The organism is Capnocytophaga gingivalis ATCC 33624, assembly GCF_000174755.1.
GTDB classification, from domain to species: Bacteria; Bacteroidota; Bacteroidia; order Flavobacteriales; family Flavobacteriaceae; genus Capnocytophaga; species Capnocytophaga gingivalis.
Genome location: NZ_ACLQ01000013.1, coordinates 1 through 18090, shown reverse-complemented (window position 1 = coordinate 18090; position 18090 = coordinate 1). Strand labels below are relative to the sequence as shown.

The window sequence follows — 18090 nt, the reverse complement described above, 5'->3', positions numbered from 1 at the left end:
CAAAGAAATTGTCACTGTTTCATTTAGCTTTATTTTCCCTTCTTCTTCTGTATATCCAGCAGGTGCTTGTAATAAAGTCACCTTATAGCCTTCCATAGGAAGAATTGCTCCAGTACCTTGCGAATTCAAACCCTTTCGGTTCCAACGTACCATCAGGATTCATCTGCAAGTTAGGATGACTTGGAGTGCCTGGAGTCAAGGTAACGTCCGTACCTATCACCGGCGGCTTCTTACCATCCATCTCATCATTGGTGATCACACTTGGAGTCTTCTGCTCCCTATCCTTGGTATTGGTCAGACTATACTCGTCCTGTTGCGCTACAAAGCTTACCACTTTGATAATCGCCTTCGCACTCGAAGTCTGGTTATTATTTGCCCTGTCGATAATTGTATAGTAATAGATGTAGGTACCTATCGCTATGCCTTCTTTCACCGTAATATGACCATCGGCATTCATCACCAAATGACTATCTGGAGCGGGTTGTCCTTGTGCCTTCTCTATCCTTACTTCTGAGGCACTTAGGCCTATTTTACTTCCTATGCGGTCATTATCCAATATGCTAGGAGTCAAGAACTCTCCTTGTGTTCCCACTTCCCATACGCCATCATCTACTGCTTCTATATCTCGAATAGTACCTCCTGCTATAGTAATCTTAACAGTTGCTGTATCACAAACCGTTGGATTTGCCTTATCACAAATCTTATAGGTTACTGTATAAGTGCCTGGAGTAGTACCATTAGGAACTACTAATTTCCCTGTTGTAGGATCTATAGCTACTCCTGTAAGACCTCCATCGCTATCAATAGAGATATTCACCTGATCCTTAGTAACTGGATTACCATTGAGCTTATCATTACTCAAGATATCCACTGTTCCACCTGTTGTAGGTATCGTCTGATCTGGATCATCATCAGCCTCAATGGTTGGAGTAACTTTCACTGTTACTGTCGCTACATTAGAACAAGCTGTTGGAGTATTCTTATCACAAATACGATAAGTTACTGTATAAGTACCCACTGGAGTATTAGGTTGTACTTTCACCTGACCAGTTGTAGTATCTATCTTCACATTCGCATTAGGTGTAACTTCGCTTATCGTCACATTGCTTGTAGTAGCTCCATTACCATACAGCTTATCATTATTCAATACATTGTATGGAGTACCACTACTATCTTTCACTATTTGTTCTGTAGCGCTTGGTGTCACTGGGGTTGCTGTATAGTCATCATCCTTGGCCACGATAAAGCGGATTTTTGCTTTCTTCTGTGTTTGATTGCCAAAGCTATCCTTAGCCGTAAAGGTCACCTCTATCTCCCCTGCTCCACACAAGTCTGTAGGCTTGCTATAGTTGTTCGTTACCACTGGGGTTGTACATGCATCTGTAGCGGTTGCTGCAGTAGTAGTAAGCCAAGTAGTTACCAAAGTATCAAAGTTGGCCGCTGTACAATCCAGTACTATATCATCCGCAGTAAGCGATGGAGCCACAATATCATCTACTGTATAGGTTACTGCTACACGAGCACTCTCACAGCCATCCTTCTCTTGGCTTACATACTTAGTCGTAACTGTTTTCACAGTTACTTGGCGCTCTACTTTCGGAGAAGCTGCCAAAGCTATTCCTCCACTGTCAGCATCGTACCACTTGAGCGTATGACCAGCAGAAGCTGTTACCAAAGTAGCCATATCAAACTGAGTACTTGCCAGAGTTGGGCAATCAGTAGAAGTAGTTACTGTAGGAGACGATGGTGTTGCTTTCTGATCCGTCATTGTGAAAGAATCTGAAGCTAAGGATTCACATGTTCCGTTCTTAGCTACAATAGTATGGTTACCTGCTGTAAGAAGTGTTGTAATCTCACCACTTGCATTCAGAGTAAGCTTAGTTGTTCCTTCCCAGTAAGTATAACCTACTGTATAGTTCATTATCTTCGCTTTGCTACCTTCAGCACAAGTAGCAGGAGTTACTTTCACTATAGGCTTCGCCAATTGAGCAAGCGATACTGTTACTCCCACCTTATCTGTCTCACAAGTGGTACTGAAGCGACTTACTGTATACGTATCTGTAAAAGTAAGTAGCTCATTATCATCCGTTACCAATATATTATTCTTATATACTTTGACAAGGTTGGTATTGGTATCCACCTGAGTTTTCAGATCTGAGATCTTAGCCCCCTGACAGAAAGTATACGTTTGCCCCACTGTTGGTTTTTGTAAAACATTTACATTATAACTAAAAGTAAGTGTATTAGCTCCACAAGTAAGCCCCTCTGCCTTGACAGCATAGGTTCCTGAATGAGTCGCTTGTAGAGAGGCAATATCCAGCTTAGGTTCTGTAGTTTCTTGAGAAGAACCATCAGGCAATGTCCATACATACTTAGTCGCACCAATAGGACGAAGTTCTATAGAGATACTTTCGCCTTGGCAATAAGAAGCCCTGAGTGGGTTTTTGAGCAAGAGATAGGCTTGAGAAGCATTAGCTATTGGCAATTCGCGCCATACAGGAGCTGCTGTACAAGCAGAATCTATAATTTTCACCCAGCGTGTATTCTGCCCTGTAGCAAAAGTACCTAAGTTCATAAAAGTCACTTCTGTACCCTTAGCCTCAGTCTTACTCTCTATAAGATTGCCCTCTTTAGTATCATATAGTTCATAGGTATAATTACCGGAACCACTGACTCCATTGATGGCCTTAACGACAATCTTACCTGTATTGTTATCACAACGGTATCCTATATAAGTATTGGGGTCAAAGTTCAGTAAGACATCGTCTACCTTTACCTCAAAAGTACGAGCACAACCCCTTGTCCCGTTGCTTATGATATATTGTATAACATCTGAGGCATCACTATTATTCGCTGCATTTATCCTTCCTCCATATACAAAAGTATACTTCCCATCAGAATTTTGGTTTCTTGGCAGGGAGAAATACTGATTTACAGAGGTAGGATCACTAGGATTATACACCGCTTTAATATAATTAGTTCCTCCTAATGATTCACTTAGATTACTACTTACTGTTACATCCCCCGCATTGATACCATTAGGCCGCTTGAATAGGTACACATATATAGCTTTGTTTGCATTTTTATATTTTAGCCAATCAAAAGCAGGATTTCCTCTAAAAGGATACACCTTTACTTTAGCACATTCTGTCTCTGTCTCAGGGGTAAGAGCCTTTTCTTGATAATCCGTAGGATAAGTAAGATTAAAAACCTCTTGAGTGATAGGTGCCCACGAATTGCGCACATAAGTAACTCTTCCACAAGGATCTTCTACCTTTATTTTATACTGTCCTTCTGGGAGTGTAAAATATTTCGTTAGAACATCTTGTTCTGTTGTCGCTAAAATATTAGTAGTGACCTTATTTTTATTTTTCAAAGAAATTGTCACTGTTTCATTTAGCTTTATTTTCCCTTCTTCTTCTGTATATCCAGCAGGTGCTTGTAATAAAGTCACCTTATAGCCTTCCATAGGAAGAATTGCTCCAGTACCTTGCGAATTTCTAAACAACACCTCTATATAGCCTTTTGTACTATTAGAACTTCCATAGCATCTTGTGGCAATTGTAAAGCCAGCATTAGGAACTAAAGCATTATAGAAATTATTAAAACTACCTGATTCAGTATATGTTTGTCCATCTCGAGAAGTAACCGTTACTTCATATACTTTTGTTCTATCAAAAGGTTGTCCATTATCCAAAGTGGATAGACTTTTTATTTCATCCAGTTTGATAGTTCCTGTAGCCACTTGTATATTTGTAACTTTTTCTTTTACCACATAAGTAGCAGGATCACAGAACATATGGTTAAATGCTCTTACAGTCATTTGTGGAGCTGTACAAGTACCTCCGAAAGTAAGGCTTGCTCCCATAAAGCGCATATCCCCTGGCTCCATAGGTGCATCTTGATTATTACAACCATTATGTCCTTTGATTCGGAAATAAAATTTGGGTCTCTTGTTAGGATCTTCCTTCATATCCTTATAAGTGCGCCCATGAGCTCCCATATCATAATATACTACTTTCTGAGAAGAGCTTTTTCCTGCTGGCAGAGAAAACAGATCTCTCCACTGTATATTAGGGTGATCTCTATTTCCTCCATAGACATTTTGCAAATCATAATCCGAGTAAGCGGTATATTCATATAAGGCTATAAGTTCTGGTTTTGTAAAGTATTTATAGAAGGGAGAATTGGTATTCCCACCAAAACGGATAGCCGCATAATTACAGTCTTTTTCTCCGGATGCATCCAATATCTCTCTATATACTTGATCACTACCAAAATCGTTATTGTTTCTATTAGGTGCAGGAAAGTCCTTGACCAGCTTTCCAATAGTTGCAGGTACTTCTTGCGTATTAGGAATAACAGGAGCAATTATTTTCCCCTTGTAATTCCCCGCAGGCATATCATAGTCGGTAAACTTTACAAAGGTGATTCTCCCATCCATATCACCAGCGGTAATGGGAAACTCTGTAGGGCCTGTATACCCTGTAGGGAAGTCCGTAAGCTTTACCTTGTAGGTCTGTCCTGCTTTTGGTTTTTGTATTTGGATACGCAGCTGACCGGTAGGGATACAGTTGAGAGAGTTATTGGACGATTGTAAGTTCAGCGTCTCTTCATCAGCAGTTCCTTGTACCTTTCGTCGGCTTATTAGAGTGTGATATCCTTCCTTTTTGTGATTTACAACAACTTCTTTGACGTATTTATTAGAAAAATTAACACGGTTTCCTTGTGCTTCATTCCCTATATTTATATCAAGGGCATAAACATATGAGCCTCTAAAAAATAAAAATAAAGCAACTGTAAATAAGCATTTTACATGCGAAATAATCTCTTTTTTCATCTGCATTCTATTATAGATTTTTTTTCATTTTTTTAAGACGCAAAGATAGTATTTTTTATTAATCTATACAACATCTTTTTAACTTTTCAAAATTAAAAAGTTAGTCACTACTAATAAAGGTTTAAAAATCATATTTTACAAGTCTTCTTCTATTAGTTAACTTTTAGCCTTTGCTTAGGAAGATAAAAAGAGAGGCATCCCCTTCTTAGGAATACCTCTCTTCTATTGAGTTTTGATTCAGTTTTTAGTCTCTTTTGAGATACAACCAACCAGTCTTAGTCTGAGTCTGGTTATTGCTGTTTTCGTACTCTAAGATATAGTAGTAAGTACCTTGTGGCAGCTTCTTACCACTCTCTATCGTAGAGCGTCCGTTAGAATAACCTGTGAATGGATCCGAATTGGTATAGCCTTCCTTCTGGTATACCAAAACTCCCCATCGGTTGAATATCTTCAAGGTATTCTTTCGATAATTCTCAATACCTTCTATCCTAAAGCCATCATTCTTACCATCGCCATTGGTAGAGATTCCATTGTATATCTCGATAGGATCTTCCTCGGATACCACTATAGTCACTACTGCATCATCACATACAGAGGATTGTTGTGACATACATAGGTTATACCTTACCCTATAAGTACCCGCTGGGGCTCCTTGTGGCACTGTAACTTCCCCATTAGGTGCAAAGGATACTCCTACAAGACCACCGTTATCCACCAAAGTAATGGTCACCTGAGTAGGATCCGTGATAGATGCCCCTCCCAGTGTATCATTCTCCAATACATTGCCAACCACAGCTGCATCATGTATCACATTGACAGGATGGGTCGTATAATCATCGTCATTGGCTACCAATGAAGGATGTAGGTTGATAATCGCTTGGGTTGTCTTACAATCTGTTGGATTGCTTACCCTACATATCGTATAGTCATAGGTATAAACCCCATCCGGTGTATTAGGCGAAATGGTTATCGTACCATCAGGATTCATATGCAAGTTAGGGTGACTTGGAGTTCCTGGAGTCAAGGTAACATCCGTACCTATCACCGGTGGCTTCTTACCATCCATCTCATCATTGGTGATCACACTTGGAGTCTTCTGCTCCCTATCCTTGGTATTGGTCAGACTATATTCGTCCTGTTGTGCTACAAAGCTTACCACTTTGATAATCGCCTTCGCACTCGAAGTCTGGTTATTATTTGCCCTGTCGATAATCGTATAGTAATAGATATAAGTACCTATTGCTATTCCTGATTTTACAGTAATACGACCATCATCATTCATTACCAAGTGGCTATCTGGTGCTGGCTGACCTTGTGTCCTCTCGATAAGCACATCTGAAGCATTCAAGCCTGTTTTGCTACCTATACGGTCGTTGTTCAGAACACTTGGGGTAAGGAACTCGCCCTGAGTACCTACTTCCCATACTCCATCATCCACCGCTTCTATATTATGAATTGTTCCTGGGGCTATGATAATCTTCACCTTAGCGGTATCACAAACCATTGGATTTGCCTTGTCACAAATCTTATAGGTTACCGTATAAGTACCTGGGGTTGAGTTATTCGATACAACCAACTTGCCCGTGGTAGGATCAATCATAGCTGTAGTAAGTCCTCCATTATCTTCAATTGTAATATGGACATTATCCTTAGTCGCTTGCCCTCCATTGAGCTTATCATTACTTAAGATATCTATACTTCCTCCTGTACGAGGTATATTCGTATCTGGATCATCATTTGCCTTGATGGTTGGAGTAGCAGGTACTGTAATCTTAACAGTTGCTGTATCACAAACCGTTGGATTCGCCTTATCACAAATCTTATAGGTTACTGTATAAGTGCCTGGAGTAGTACCATTAGGAACTACTAATTTCCCTGTTGTAGGATCTATACCTACTCCTGTAAGACCTCCATCGCTATCAATAGTAATGTTCACATTGTCCTTAGTAACAGGATTGCCATTGAGCCTATCATTACTTAAGATATCCACTGTTCCACCTGTTGTAGGTATCGTCTGATCTGGATCATCATTAGCAATAATACTTGGGGTAATTGCAGGTACTGTAATCTTAACAGTTGCTGTATCACAAACCGTTGGATTTGCCTTATTACAAATCTTATAGGTTACTGTATAAGTGCCTGGAGTAGTACCATTAGGAACTACTAATTTCCCTGTTGTAGGATCTATACCCACTCCTGTAAGACCTCCATCGCTATCAATAGAGATGTTCACCTGATCTTTAGTAACTGGATTGCCATTGAGCTTATCATTACTCAAGATATCCACTGTTCCACCTGTTGTAGGTATCGTCTGATCTGGATCATTAACAGCATCTATGCTTGAAGTAACTTTCACGGTTACTGTCGCTACATTAGAACAAGCTGTTGAAGTATTCTTATCACAAATACGATAAGTTACTGTATAAGTACCCACTGGAGTATTAGGTTGTACTTTCACCTGACCAGTTGTAGTATCTATCTTCACATTCGCGTTAGGCGTAACTTCGCTTATCGTTACATTGCTTGTAGTAGCTCCATTACCATACAGCTTATCATTACTCAATACATTGTATGGAGTACCACTACCATCTTTCACTACTTGTTCTGTAGTGCTTGGTGTCACTGGAGTTGCTGTATAGTCATCATCCTTGGCCACGATAAAGCGGATTTTTGCTTTCTTCTGTGTTTGATTGCCAAAGCTATCCTTAGCCGTAAAGGTCACCTCTATCTCCCCTGCTCCACACAAGTCTGCAGGCTTGCTATAGTTGTTCGTTACCACTGGGGTTGTACATGCATCTGTAGCGGTTGCTGCAGTAGTAGTAAGCCAAGAAGTTACCAAAGTATCAAAGTTGGCCGCTGTACAATCCAGTACTATATCATCCGCAGTAAGTGATGGAGCCACAGTATCATCTACTGTATAGGTTACCGCTACACGAGCACTCTCACAGCCATCTTTCTCTTGGCTTACATACTTAGTCGTCACACTCTTCGCAGTTACTTGGCGCTCTACCTTCGGAGAAGCTGCCAAAGCTGTTCCTCCACTGGCAGCATCGTACCACTTGAGCGTATGACCAGCAGAAGCTGTTACCAAAGTGGCCATATCAAACTGCGTACTTACTAAAGTAGGACACTCTGTAACTGTGGTTACTGTAGGAGACGATGGAGTAGCTTTTTGATCCGTCATTGTGAAAGGATCTGAAGCTAAGGATTCACAAGTTCCGTTCTTAGCTACAATAGTATGGTTACCTGCTGTAAGAGGTGTTGTAATCTCACCACTTGCATTCACAGTAAGCTGAACTGTTCCTTCCCAGTAAGTATAACCTGCTGTATAGTTTGTTATCTTCGCTTTGCTACCTTCAGCACAAGTAGCAGGAGTTACTGTCACAATAGGCTTAGCGGAAGTCAACTTATCATTTATATGAAACTCTTGCGATGGCAGAGAGCTACAACTTGGAGAAGTGCTATTAGCTGTTACCTTATAGGCTCCTACAGGCAAGTTTTTGATAGTACCATCAGTATCTATCTGAACACCTGTTTGAGCAACTCCATTTTTCGTAAATGTATAAGTTAAAGTACTATCATAGTTAGTAATCTGTACTACACTTATATCAGTACAAGTAGCTGCTGTTTTCTCTGCTATAGTAGGTATATCAATATGTTTCGCCTCTACAGTAGCCTTCTGACTCTCACAAGTAGCTCCTTGTGTAAGTGTATAGTAATAAGTAGTACCAAAAGTAATAGTATCTGTAGCAGCTTTGGCAGTAGTTGCTGTAGCTGTATCATATATCTTAATTACCGTAGTGGTAGGTGCTGACAAGGCCGTTCTAAGCTTGGCCTCAAGAGTGCTTACTTTATCAGTATCAGCCCCACAGAAAAGCAATTGCTGTGCTGCGCCTGCTGCTGTAGCAGGGGTTACTTTTACTTTTACTTCTTGAGAAGCCTCACAACCATTAGCACGTCTTACAGTAAGTTTATAAGTAAACTCTTGCTCTGCTGTAAGCTTAGTACCTACATACTTAAAGGTAGGTGCCGCAATATTAGTTGGTGATAAGTAAGCCAAAGCTCCTGCTGTTATCGCAGTCCATGTATACCCTTCATAAGTTGGTGCTTGTGTATTATAAGTAAGCACTTTCTCTTCTCCCTCGCATATAGTAACATTTTGTACCAAGTCTGTAAGGGCAGTAGGTGCAGTTGGAATGACTACAGCATCGCTACACAAACAAGGATTTTGGCTATTTCTGATAGAAAGAAGCAAGCGACATAGCTTATCCTGAGTAAGCTCAATAGTATGAGTTACTGCTTGCGAAGCTCCTGGTGCTAATGAGGTAATTGCATCTGTAAAATCAGTCAATTTCTCATCAGTGGCCTCATCTATTAGATGGTTATTATCTGTATCACTGAATAAAGCTACTTTCAGATTTCCTGTATAGGTAATAGGAGAAGTAGTTGCATTCTTAATATTATAAGAGATAGTCACTTTCTCTTTATTGTTTTGGATAACAGAAGAAAGTTGTACATCTTCTATAGATAAAACTGCTATGTCAACAGGTATATTAACTTCTCCACGATTTGTTGTTGTCTCTATTGTAATAGCAGGACAAGGGTTTGCAGGACCTGAAGGACAAGCAACTCCTGTTACCAAATCGGTAGTATAATACTTAATTTTCTTTTCTGTACTACACTGAGGTATAGGCGTATTAGCCTTTTGTTTTACCTTAATAGTATATTCAAAGAAATCATTATCACGCATACCAGAAGGGATCTGGATGCTTAGTTCTGTATCGCCCCCTGCTATAGGTTTAGGATTAGTACCTCCTGCCAAAGAAGGATCACCGAAGGTTGTCTGGCTCTTAGCTCCTGCTGAGAAAGAACCTGACACATACTCGAATCCTGCAGGAATACGCACTACCACACGTCCATTAGTCCCCGTTACAAAGTTCTTAGGAGTGGTTTGATCTATAATCACATGTTTCCCTTTATACTCAGCATAGTTAGTTGCACAGGCACTAGCATTACCTCCTACCAAAGTCAAAGAGTTATTTACCTTATATTTATTAGCATCTACCCCTTGGATACCTGCAATGATAACCTTAGTTTTATCCCCATCGGCTAGGGTACCGCAAAGGTTATTGGCTTCTATATCTATATCAAAAGCTGAACCTGCTGTAAAATCACAACCTGGTTGTATATTGAAACTAAGCTTGAAGTTACGCTTATCCACATCAATATTCTCTGTTATAGATCCTGGAAGACTACCATTTGGTAATATATTTGTCAGATCATAGGTATATTTGTCAGAAGCCTCTACGACAGTAATTGCAGGAGAGCTCGTTGTTGTATATTTTCGTCCACTATTCAAAGGATATTCCACTTCTACATCAGAGAAAGTAATACCATTACCTTTCATCATCACTAACTTCACATCAAAAAGATCTCCTTCGTCACCACTATTGATTGTATATTGATACTTTGTCTTTTTACACATTTCAATAGTACCTATTTTATCAGGATGGTTCTCTCCTGGATTATTGGAATCAGGACTGATCTGTTTTAAGCTCTTAGCTATCTTAACTGTATAGGTAAGTTTATTATCATTACATGTCTTAGTATACCCTTGAGTAGGATTACTATTACAGTTCCAACCTGCATACAAGTCAAAATTCAAGGTTGCTTGTGTACAGTTGGTTATTTTGTATTTCAAACGAAAACGTCTTTCAGTATTCATAGCAATCACTCCATTACCTCCACCTTGATTTAGGAAGAACATCTTTTCTCCTGTAAGAGAAGCTTCTGGGGCTATTGTTCTCAAAACAGTAGTTCCTGTAGCATCCATCTCTTGAAGTCCTATCACTGTGATTCCTGCCACATCAGGCACTGATACCCAACCAAAAGGAGCATCAGAGACACTGGTATTGGTAAGCTTGAAATCAAGTGTTTGCTCCTTTTTATTAGCTGTAATATTTACAGGAGTCTGTGTAACGAGGTTGATAGCAGGTTTTTTGGTATAAGTAAGCCATTGCTCATAAGGTTCTTTTTGAATAGGTTTAGTTGCCTCATTAGCATAGTGATAGTAGAAATCTTCAAAATCTATATCCACTTTAGCCATTTGGTTATCTGTTTTTGCTTGATTAGCATTTACAAATACTTTTGAAGCACAAGTAGCTTGTAACCAAGTACGTATGGTTTCACCATAGAAATTTTCAACCGATACAGTTCCTGGGGTGAGATAACCTGCGCTTCCCTTAGGAGGGTTAACATAGGTATAGGTTTTGTATGTACCATCGTCAGTCACTGTAAATTGGTTTACTGGGATTTGTACATCATTTTCCACCCAAGTTCCTACGGCTCTAATATAAGAATAATCCACAGGTTTTACCATATTATAAGAACTTGGTATGATAATCTTCAGGGTTTTGATACGACGTGAAGGACGGAATTCATTGGTATAATAAGTTCCTGCTGTACCAAAACGACGTGCTAAATAAGCTTGTTGACTTCCTATAGCCGTTACATCACAAGCCGCTATATCATACCCATTAGTTCCGATAAGCTTATAAGTTTCAGCTATATAAAAAGCGGGGGTTTGTTTAGCTCCACAATGCTTTTCATTCACATGATATCCTTCTGTATTGATGTTTGTATCGTTTACATTATCTAGCATATAGAAGAAGGATTTGTCTCCTACTTGTACATCAAAGGCATAATCTCTTCTATTGGTAGGATTGCTATTATTTACCTGATAAGTAGCCACTACATCAAATTTTTCTCCTACCGCAATACCCCCAGCAGGCAAGGCTGAAGTAAGATTCCAACGGAAATATTTTCCATCTGCATTAGTACCTTGAGCCAATATAGCTGAAGAAGCTGACAAAGTTACTTCTGAATTTGTACCTACCTTAATAGTAATGCTTTTAGGAGTAAGCTCAGCATGGGACTTTACCTGTGCATGATAGAACAAATTATGAGTAAGCACCCCATTTTGTTCCCCCTTTGAGATAATTTCAACATCATCCAAATAAAGTGTACGACTACGATCTATAATAGATACATTATTTCGAGTCTGACGAGTATTCATGGTATAGTCTGTCCATCCATAAGAATTATCAGCACGTTCGGCTTTAGTACTAATCATCACAGGGCCATTACCCGCACAAGTACCTGGACAAATAGTCCCTATTTCGGTATTTGCACAGATGAAAGGCAGTTCGCAATAAGTATTTGTGTTGCCTACTTTATCTAAATAATAGATATTGTATTGTAAAGATACATTACCAGAATTACAAGGATTAGTGAGTAACATATCAAAAGTAATATACCCCCTTGTACTGGACTCATAAGTAAGAGTTCCTCCAGGAGCTATAGGTGCTAAGTTCGCAGGCGCTTTGGTAGACTGCCCATAGCCTATTCCTTCATAGAATTTTACATTCTTCAATTCTACCCCCGCAGGTAATTTTATTTCATATTTCCATTTTGTAGGATTACCAGCAGTAGCCCCCCCTTTTAGTTTTTGTTGATTTATGATAGTATGGCTTCCCACAGAAATATAACCAAAAACAGGCTCGTTTTGAGAGAGCGAAGCAGGAATTTTAGAGGTATCGGCAACTCCAGAAATAAGTCTTCTGAAAGTATTGTTAGTAATAGCTTGTACAGCCGAAGTTCTCAGTGTACCACAAGCATCCTTATAGTTAAAATTTGAATGAGGAGAAACGCTAAAGATTCCTCCGTCATTTTGCAGACAAACGATAGGTTGATTAGGTACCATATCAAAACGTACTTTTAGTTTAGCATTGATAGGAAGGTCATCTCTAAATCCATCACCATCGATATCTTTAAGACCTATATCTTTAGTCCCTAAAGTAGCCTCAGCCAAAGGAGCTAAATCCTTAAAAGCTATTTGCCTTTCAGTTACTTCGTTACCATTAGGTGTCATAGAACTGATAGGAATTTCAGTTCCATCAGCAGCTACAATACGGAAATTAGCAGGTTTATGAGTTTTAAACCCTCTCCAACTTACATAAGGGGTAATAAGCATCTGAAGGTCATAAGCGGTTGCATTACCACTCCCTTTATTAATATATTGAACAGTGAATGTCCCTAATGTATTTCCACAAATACCATCTCCCCATTCAAAATAGGTGTGATTACTATCCTCATCTAATACTATATTAGGAGTACCATTTTCTACATTGACAGCTCTCGTAAGATCTCGGCCCTCATAAAGTGTAGTTGCATTCTCTCCCCAATACCCGGTATAGACAATAGATTTACTCCCACAAGAAGTTACTGTATATTTCTCGGTAATTTCAACATCTGCATTCTTTATAAATCCTGCAGCTGTAGGCGCTGTAACCTTATAAATCTTTTCTCCTGAAGGCAAAGTAGCCTCAGGAGTAAGAGGAGTGCCATTATAACTTATCTCATTCCCTGTAATTCCTGTAGGATATTTTACAGAAAAAAAGATTTCTTTAGTCGCTCCTTCACCAGTATTACGCAATACAAACTTTTTAATACTCGTTCCAGAAGCATTATTGTGTGTAGGCTCTGCAAGCTGCACCACTATATTAGGTATAGGCAAGCTATAGGCATTAGAGTTTTTAGACTCTGTTGTCCCTCCTGCAGTTATTTTAACCACATCAGAAAAACCTCCTCCTTGCACTTTTAACTTAGACAAAGCTGCTTTCGTTACTTTTCTCTTGATTGAAAAAATAATTGTTCCTGTTCCAGTAAGTTTAAAGACAGGTTTATTCAAAGGAGAAGAAGCTTCATGAGTAATAGAAAGTGTTCCTGACTTCTTAGCCATAGAACCTGCCAGATACTCTATCCCCTGTGGTAAAGTAATTTCCACATCAGCTGCAGTTTTGCCTGAAGGTAATGTAATGGAGACTTCTAGCAAACCTGCTTCATAATCGTTGTTGGCAAACTCCACAGGGGTATCTGCCACTGGAGCGCCACCGAACATGGTTTGTGCTTGAACTGTTCCAAGAGTAAACAAAGAAAGGAAAAAGAATAATATGTTCATTCTCTTCTTTGATTTTCTTACACTTTTTGTCATATCTACAATATATCATTAATTGTTTGGGCGCAAAGGTAGGTCATTTTTTAATATCACCAACAAATATTTACTTTTTTTTATCAAAAGTTTTCAACATTTATTATTTCTACATGCCAAAAACAATGATATTTACCTCTCAAAAAAAGAAAAAATATTCTTTAAAATACTGATATTCAAATTTTTAAAAAATATAAAAATTTAATGTCTTTTTTTCTCATTTTTCATCCTATATCATTTAAAAACATTTGACAATTGTCTAAAATAAAAAGACGCAAGAAAAAAGGCTTTTGGAAACTACTGTTTTTTTGCAGAAAAATATATTTTAAATAAAATATACATTTACCATATAGAATGAAGAAAAAAAGAGGATTATTTTCATTTCTTTTTTTTCTGACATTTCTCTACATACCGAAATAGAATATAAGCGATGATAATTCCTAAAATATCTGCCAATAAATCCATGACATCTCCACTTCGACCATTGTCCATAAGGTGTTGGGCTATCTCAGTGAAAATAGCATATAAGAGTAAAATAGCCAGATATTTATAAAAATCCTGCTTGGGATAAGTAGCCTCAAACAAAAATCCTAATACTCCAAAGATACCAAAATGCACGACCTTATCAGCCCCCTCAAACCAATGAATATCCTTGGGAAGGCTATTGGCAGGGCGCAGGAGCATGTAGGTAAGCAGTAGGGCATAAAAAAATAAAGTAATCTGTAATAGATTGTGTATCTTTTTGTTAGTAAGAGACATAAAAGAAGAAAATATAAAATATAATTATGAGGCTGTCCCAGTAGAGACAGCCTCATAGATAGAAAAATAAGTAGTATTACTTAGCTATATCCACTATTTCTATTTGGAATACCAAATCAGAGTTAGGAGGGATAAGTCCTTGAATACCTTGTTCGCCATAGGCTAAGGCTGCAGGAATGAATACACGTAGCTTGTCCCCTACTTTCATAGAAAGTAAGGCTTCCTTGAAACCAGCTATAAGACTTACTTTTTGGCTATACTCCCAAGGGTAAGGCATATATCCATACTGAGGATCCTGAGCACGCTGAGGATCAAATACTCCATTCTCTTGAGCCACTTCCTTAATATTAGAATCAAAAAGCATCCCTGTATCACGGATATAGCCGGCATAATTGACTAATACCTTTTGTCCATCCTGAGGTTTTACTCCTTTCCCTTCATTAAGAGAAAGTATCTTAATTCCAGAAGGGAGCGCTTTGGCTTGTTTTTCTTGTTCAGAGATCAAAGAGAGGTTTCTCTGTGCTTGCTCCATTCTTATCTTGGTAGCTTCTTGTGCTTCCTCTTCACGTTTTTTAGCTAAGGCATCTTGTTCCTTCATAAAAGCATCAAATGCCTTAGGTGCATCCCATTTCTGAGCGTCCTTTCCTACACGGATAATTTCTATTTTTTTAATAATCACAGGGTTTTTAGGACGGCTATCCTCCTTACTGGTTTGTTCATCGGTAATCTTACTGATGACCTCTTCTCCCTTAACCACTTGTCCGAAGATAGTGTGGCGGAAAGTAAGCCAGTCGGTAGCTACTTCAGTAATGAAGAATTGACTGCCATTGGTAGCAGGACCAGAGTTGGCCATAGCAAGCTGCCCCTTCTTAGTGAACTTAAGAGAATCTACAAACTCATCAGCAAACTGATAGCCAGGGCTTCCCTCACCTGTTGCGGTACGATCTCCTGCTTGCAGCATAAAGTTCTTAATCACACGGTGTGACTTGGTGCCATCATAATAACGTTTTCCCTTAAGAGAATCCGCTACATAAGTATTGGTACCTTCGGCCAAAGAAACAAAATTGGCTACAGTACCTGGGGTCGCTTTGTAGAAAAGTTCCACGAGCATATCACCGTGATTGGTTTGAATATCTGCATACAAGCCATCCTTTAGATCTGGATATTTAGCTGATTTGCAAGCTACAAACAACAAAGGCAATAACAATGCCCAAAATTTGACTTTTTTCATAAAATTCTATATTTAATGAACGAAATTACACTAACAAATTAATTTTCTAAAAATTCTTTAGTCACATCCTCTACTTTAGGATATATCTTACGATAATGTGTGAAAGTATCTTTGGTATTCACTTTTTTCATTACACTTCTTACTAAAAATCACACTTAATAAGTCCTACAGACTCAGAAGTAGAAGGCGGTGGTGGAGGAGCAGGGGTAATCTTAAGGATATGTACCTGAGCGCGTATGGGTTTATTAATTCCTATTTTTTCTTTATCTCCATGATAGCCAAAAGCAATTTCAGAAGGAAAGAAAAAAACTGCTTCCTCATTTTCTTTCAAGAGCTTAATAGCTTGCCGAAGTCCCTGAAAAAGTTCTTGCTTATCCACATAATAGGTAATTACCTTGGTATCCTCCTTGGAATAAATCTCTTTTCCATAAATATCTGAAAGACTGTAGGTGAAATCGACTATATCTCCGAAAGCAGGTTTGTAAGTAGCTTCCTTATTCTCAGCAACATAATAATACTTAAATCCATCCTCAGACTTCAGATAAGTATGTAGCGTATCCTTAGCAATAATAGAGTCCATCACTGCCTCCTGGTCTTGCAAAAGCGCTCTATTCTTTTTGGCCGATTCCTTGAGGAAAGTATCTGTTTTGACCATCACAGGACGACGAGCTTCCTTGTTGGCACAAGAGGAGAGCAAAACTAAAAATAATAAGGTAATAATAATTCTCATAAGGTATCCATTGGTTGATAAGCATTGGACAATGAAAGGAATTTAGGTAATACTTCCAAGAAGTACTTTATCGTATCCTCCAAAGAAATAGACATAGATCCTCCTGCAGCATTGATATGTCCACCTCCGTTGAAATAAGTACGTGCCAAGAGATTTACATCTAAGGAAGTCTTAGAACGGAAAGATATTTTTATCAAATTATCCTCTTCATTTTCTATAAAAATAACAGCCAATTCGGCCTCTTTGATACGCAAGCCATAATTGACAAAGCCTTCGGTATCTCCCTTTCGGAAATTGAACTGTTTAAGAGTTTTGCTACTTACAGACATATAAGCCGTTTTGTACTCCTTAAGATAAGTAAGTCCATCCAATACTGTACCCAAGAGTTGTAACCTATCAATAGAATAGCTATCAAGTACATCGGAAGCAATCTGAGCACAATTAGCACCTTTTTCCAAAAGAACAGCTGCCACTCTATGAGTCTGAGGTGAAGTCATAGAAAAGCGAAATCCTCCAGTATCGGTCATAATCCCTGTATAGAGACAAATAGCAATAGCCTGATTTATAGCTTCTTGAGAGCCAAGACTCACTATTGTATTATATATCAGTTCACAAGTAGAACTTGCCTTTTCATCTGAATAGATAATAGTAGCATAAGTATCCGGCTGTTGGTGATGGTCTATCATCACAAATGTAGCCAAGGCTTTCTGTAAAAAAGGTGTTAGCGGTTTTGCTCTAAGCAAATTATTAAAATCCAACGTAAAGATAAGAGAGGAATCCGCTATACGCTGTTCTGCCCTACTCTCTTGATCAGGATAAATAAGTATTTGATCAGCCTCAGGCATCCATTTTAGAAAATCAGGAAAATCGGTAGGAGCAATGACCTGCACGTCATGTCCTTGATTTTTAAGAAAATGATATAATCCCAACGCGCTCCCTATGGCATCTCCATCAGGGGAAGTATGCGGTATAATAGTGATTATAGGTCTCTTATCCAAAAGAGCCTGTAGGCTTTTGCTATCTTGCTTATTCATACCGCAAATATACAAATTCTTTTTTAATTATCAATCGTTAATTGTTAATTGTTATTCGCAGCTAGATAATTTCCTTGTATATACTTCATTTTCCTGTTCCATGAAAGGGAAAAACAGACAACCATGCTGTTCACCTAAATTAGTAGAAAAAGTTTTTTTTAAAAGTTCAAGGAAATCCCCTTCTATAAAATGATTAATGATTAATAACTAATAAAAAAACCGAACTATTCTTATGAATAATTCGGTTTTTGATAAGAAGGCGGCGACATACTCTCCCACAAAATGCAGTACCATCTGCGCTAAAAGGTTTAACTTCTCTGTTCGGAATGGTAAGAGGTGAGACCTTTCGCTATAACCACCTTAAGTCTTTAGTGAATAGTGAAGAACGAAAAGTGAATAGTCCCTCACTACACTTATATTTTTAGTGAATAATGAATCTTTCATCCT

Annotated in this window: 5 protein-coding genes and 1 rRNA gene; all 6 read right to left on the bottom strand. The window is 38.6% G+C overall.

The annotated features are described in order from the left end of the window. Positions 1-5084: 5084 nt before the first annotated feature. The 6 genes from CAPGI0001_RS04405 to rrf all read right to left on the bottom strand — a co-directional run bounded on the left by CAPGI0001_RS04405 (position 5085) and on the right by rrf (position 18006). Positions 5085-13859: a T9SS type B sorting domain-containing protein gene (locus tag CAPGI0001_RS04405; RefSeq protein WP_002667115.1), complete on the bottom strand. Its 8775-nt coding sequence runs from the start codon at positions 13857-13859 to the stop codon at positions 5085-5087. Between the two features lie 408 nt (positions 13860-14267). Then, positions 14268-14663 (bottom strand): VanZ family protein, encoded by a 396-nt coding sequence (locus CAPGI0001_RS04395; RefSeq protein WP_345908475.1) that lies wholly within the window; start codon positions 14661-14663, stop codon positions 14268-14270. Positions 14664-14724: 61 nt separating this feature from the next. After that, the gene (locus tag CAPGI0001_RS04390; RefSeq protein WP_002667121.1) at positions 14725-15879 is read right to left on the bottom strand and encodes a peptidylprolyl isomerase; all 1155 of its coding nucleotides are present in this window, start codon (positions 15877-15879) and stop codon (positions 14725-14727) included. A gap of 142 nt (positions 15880-16021) precedes the next feature. Continuing rightward, the gene (gldI, locus tag CAPGI0001_RS04385) at positions 16022-16609 is read right to left on the bottom strand and encodes a gliding motility-associated peptidyl-prolyl isomerase GldI (RefSeq protein ID WP_002667117.1); all 588 of its coding nucleotides are present in this window, start codon (positions 16607-16609) and stop codon (positions 16022-16024) included. Further along, the gene (locus tag CAPGI0001_RS04380) at positions 16606-17643 is read right to left on the bottom strand and encodes a DHH family phosphoesterase (RefSeq protein ID WP_040359647.1); all 1038 of its coding nucleotides are present in this window, start codon (positions 17641-17643) and stop codon (positions 16606-16608) included. Before CAPGI0001_RS04380 ends, gldI begins: the two co-directional genes overlap by 4 nt. A 254-nt stretch (positions 17644-17897) precedes the next feature. Beyond that, positions 17898-18006 (bottom strand): 5S ribosomal RNA (rrf, locus tag CAPGI0001_RS04375). Positions 18007-18090: the final 84 nt, after the last annotated feature.

Coding starts and splice junctions, on each gene's coding strand:
- CAPGI0001_RS04405 (WP_002667115.1), bottom strand. CDS start 13,859: ATGAACATATTATTCTTTTTCCTTTCTTTGTTTACTCTTGGAACAGTT.
- CAPGI0001_RS04390 (WP_002667121.1), bottom strand. CDS start 15,879: ATGAAAAAAGTCAAATTTTGGGCATTGTTATTGCCTTTGTTGTTTGTA.
- gldI (WP_002667117.1), bottom strand. CDS start 16,609: ATGAGAATTATTATTACCTTATTATTTTTAGTTTTGCTCTCCTCTTGT.
- CAPGI0001_RS04380 (WP_040359647.1), bottom strand. CDS start 17,643: ATGAATAAGCAAGATAGCAAAAGCCTACAGGCTCTTTTGGATAAGAGA.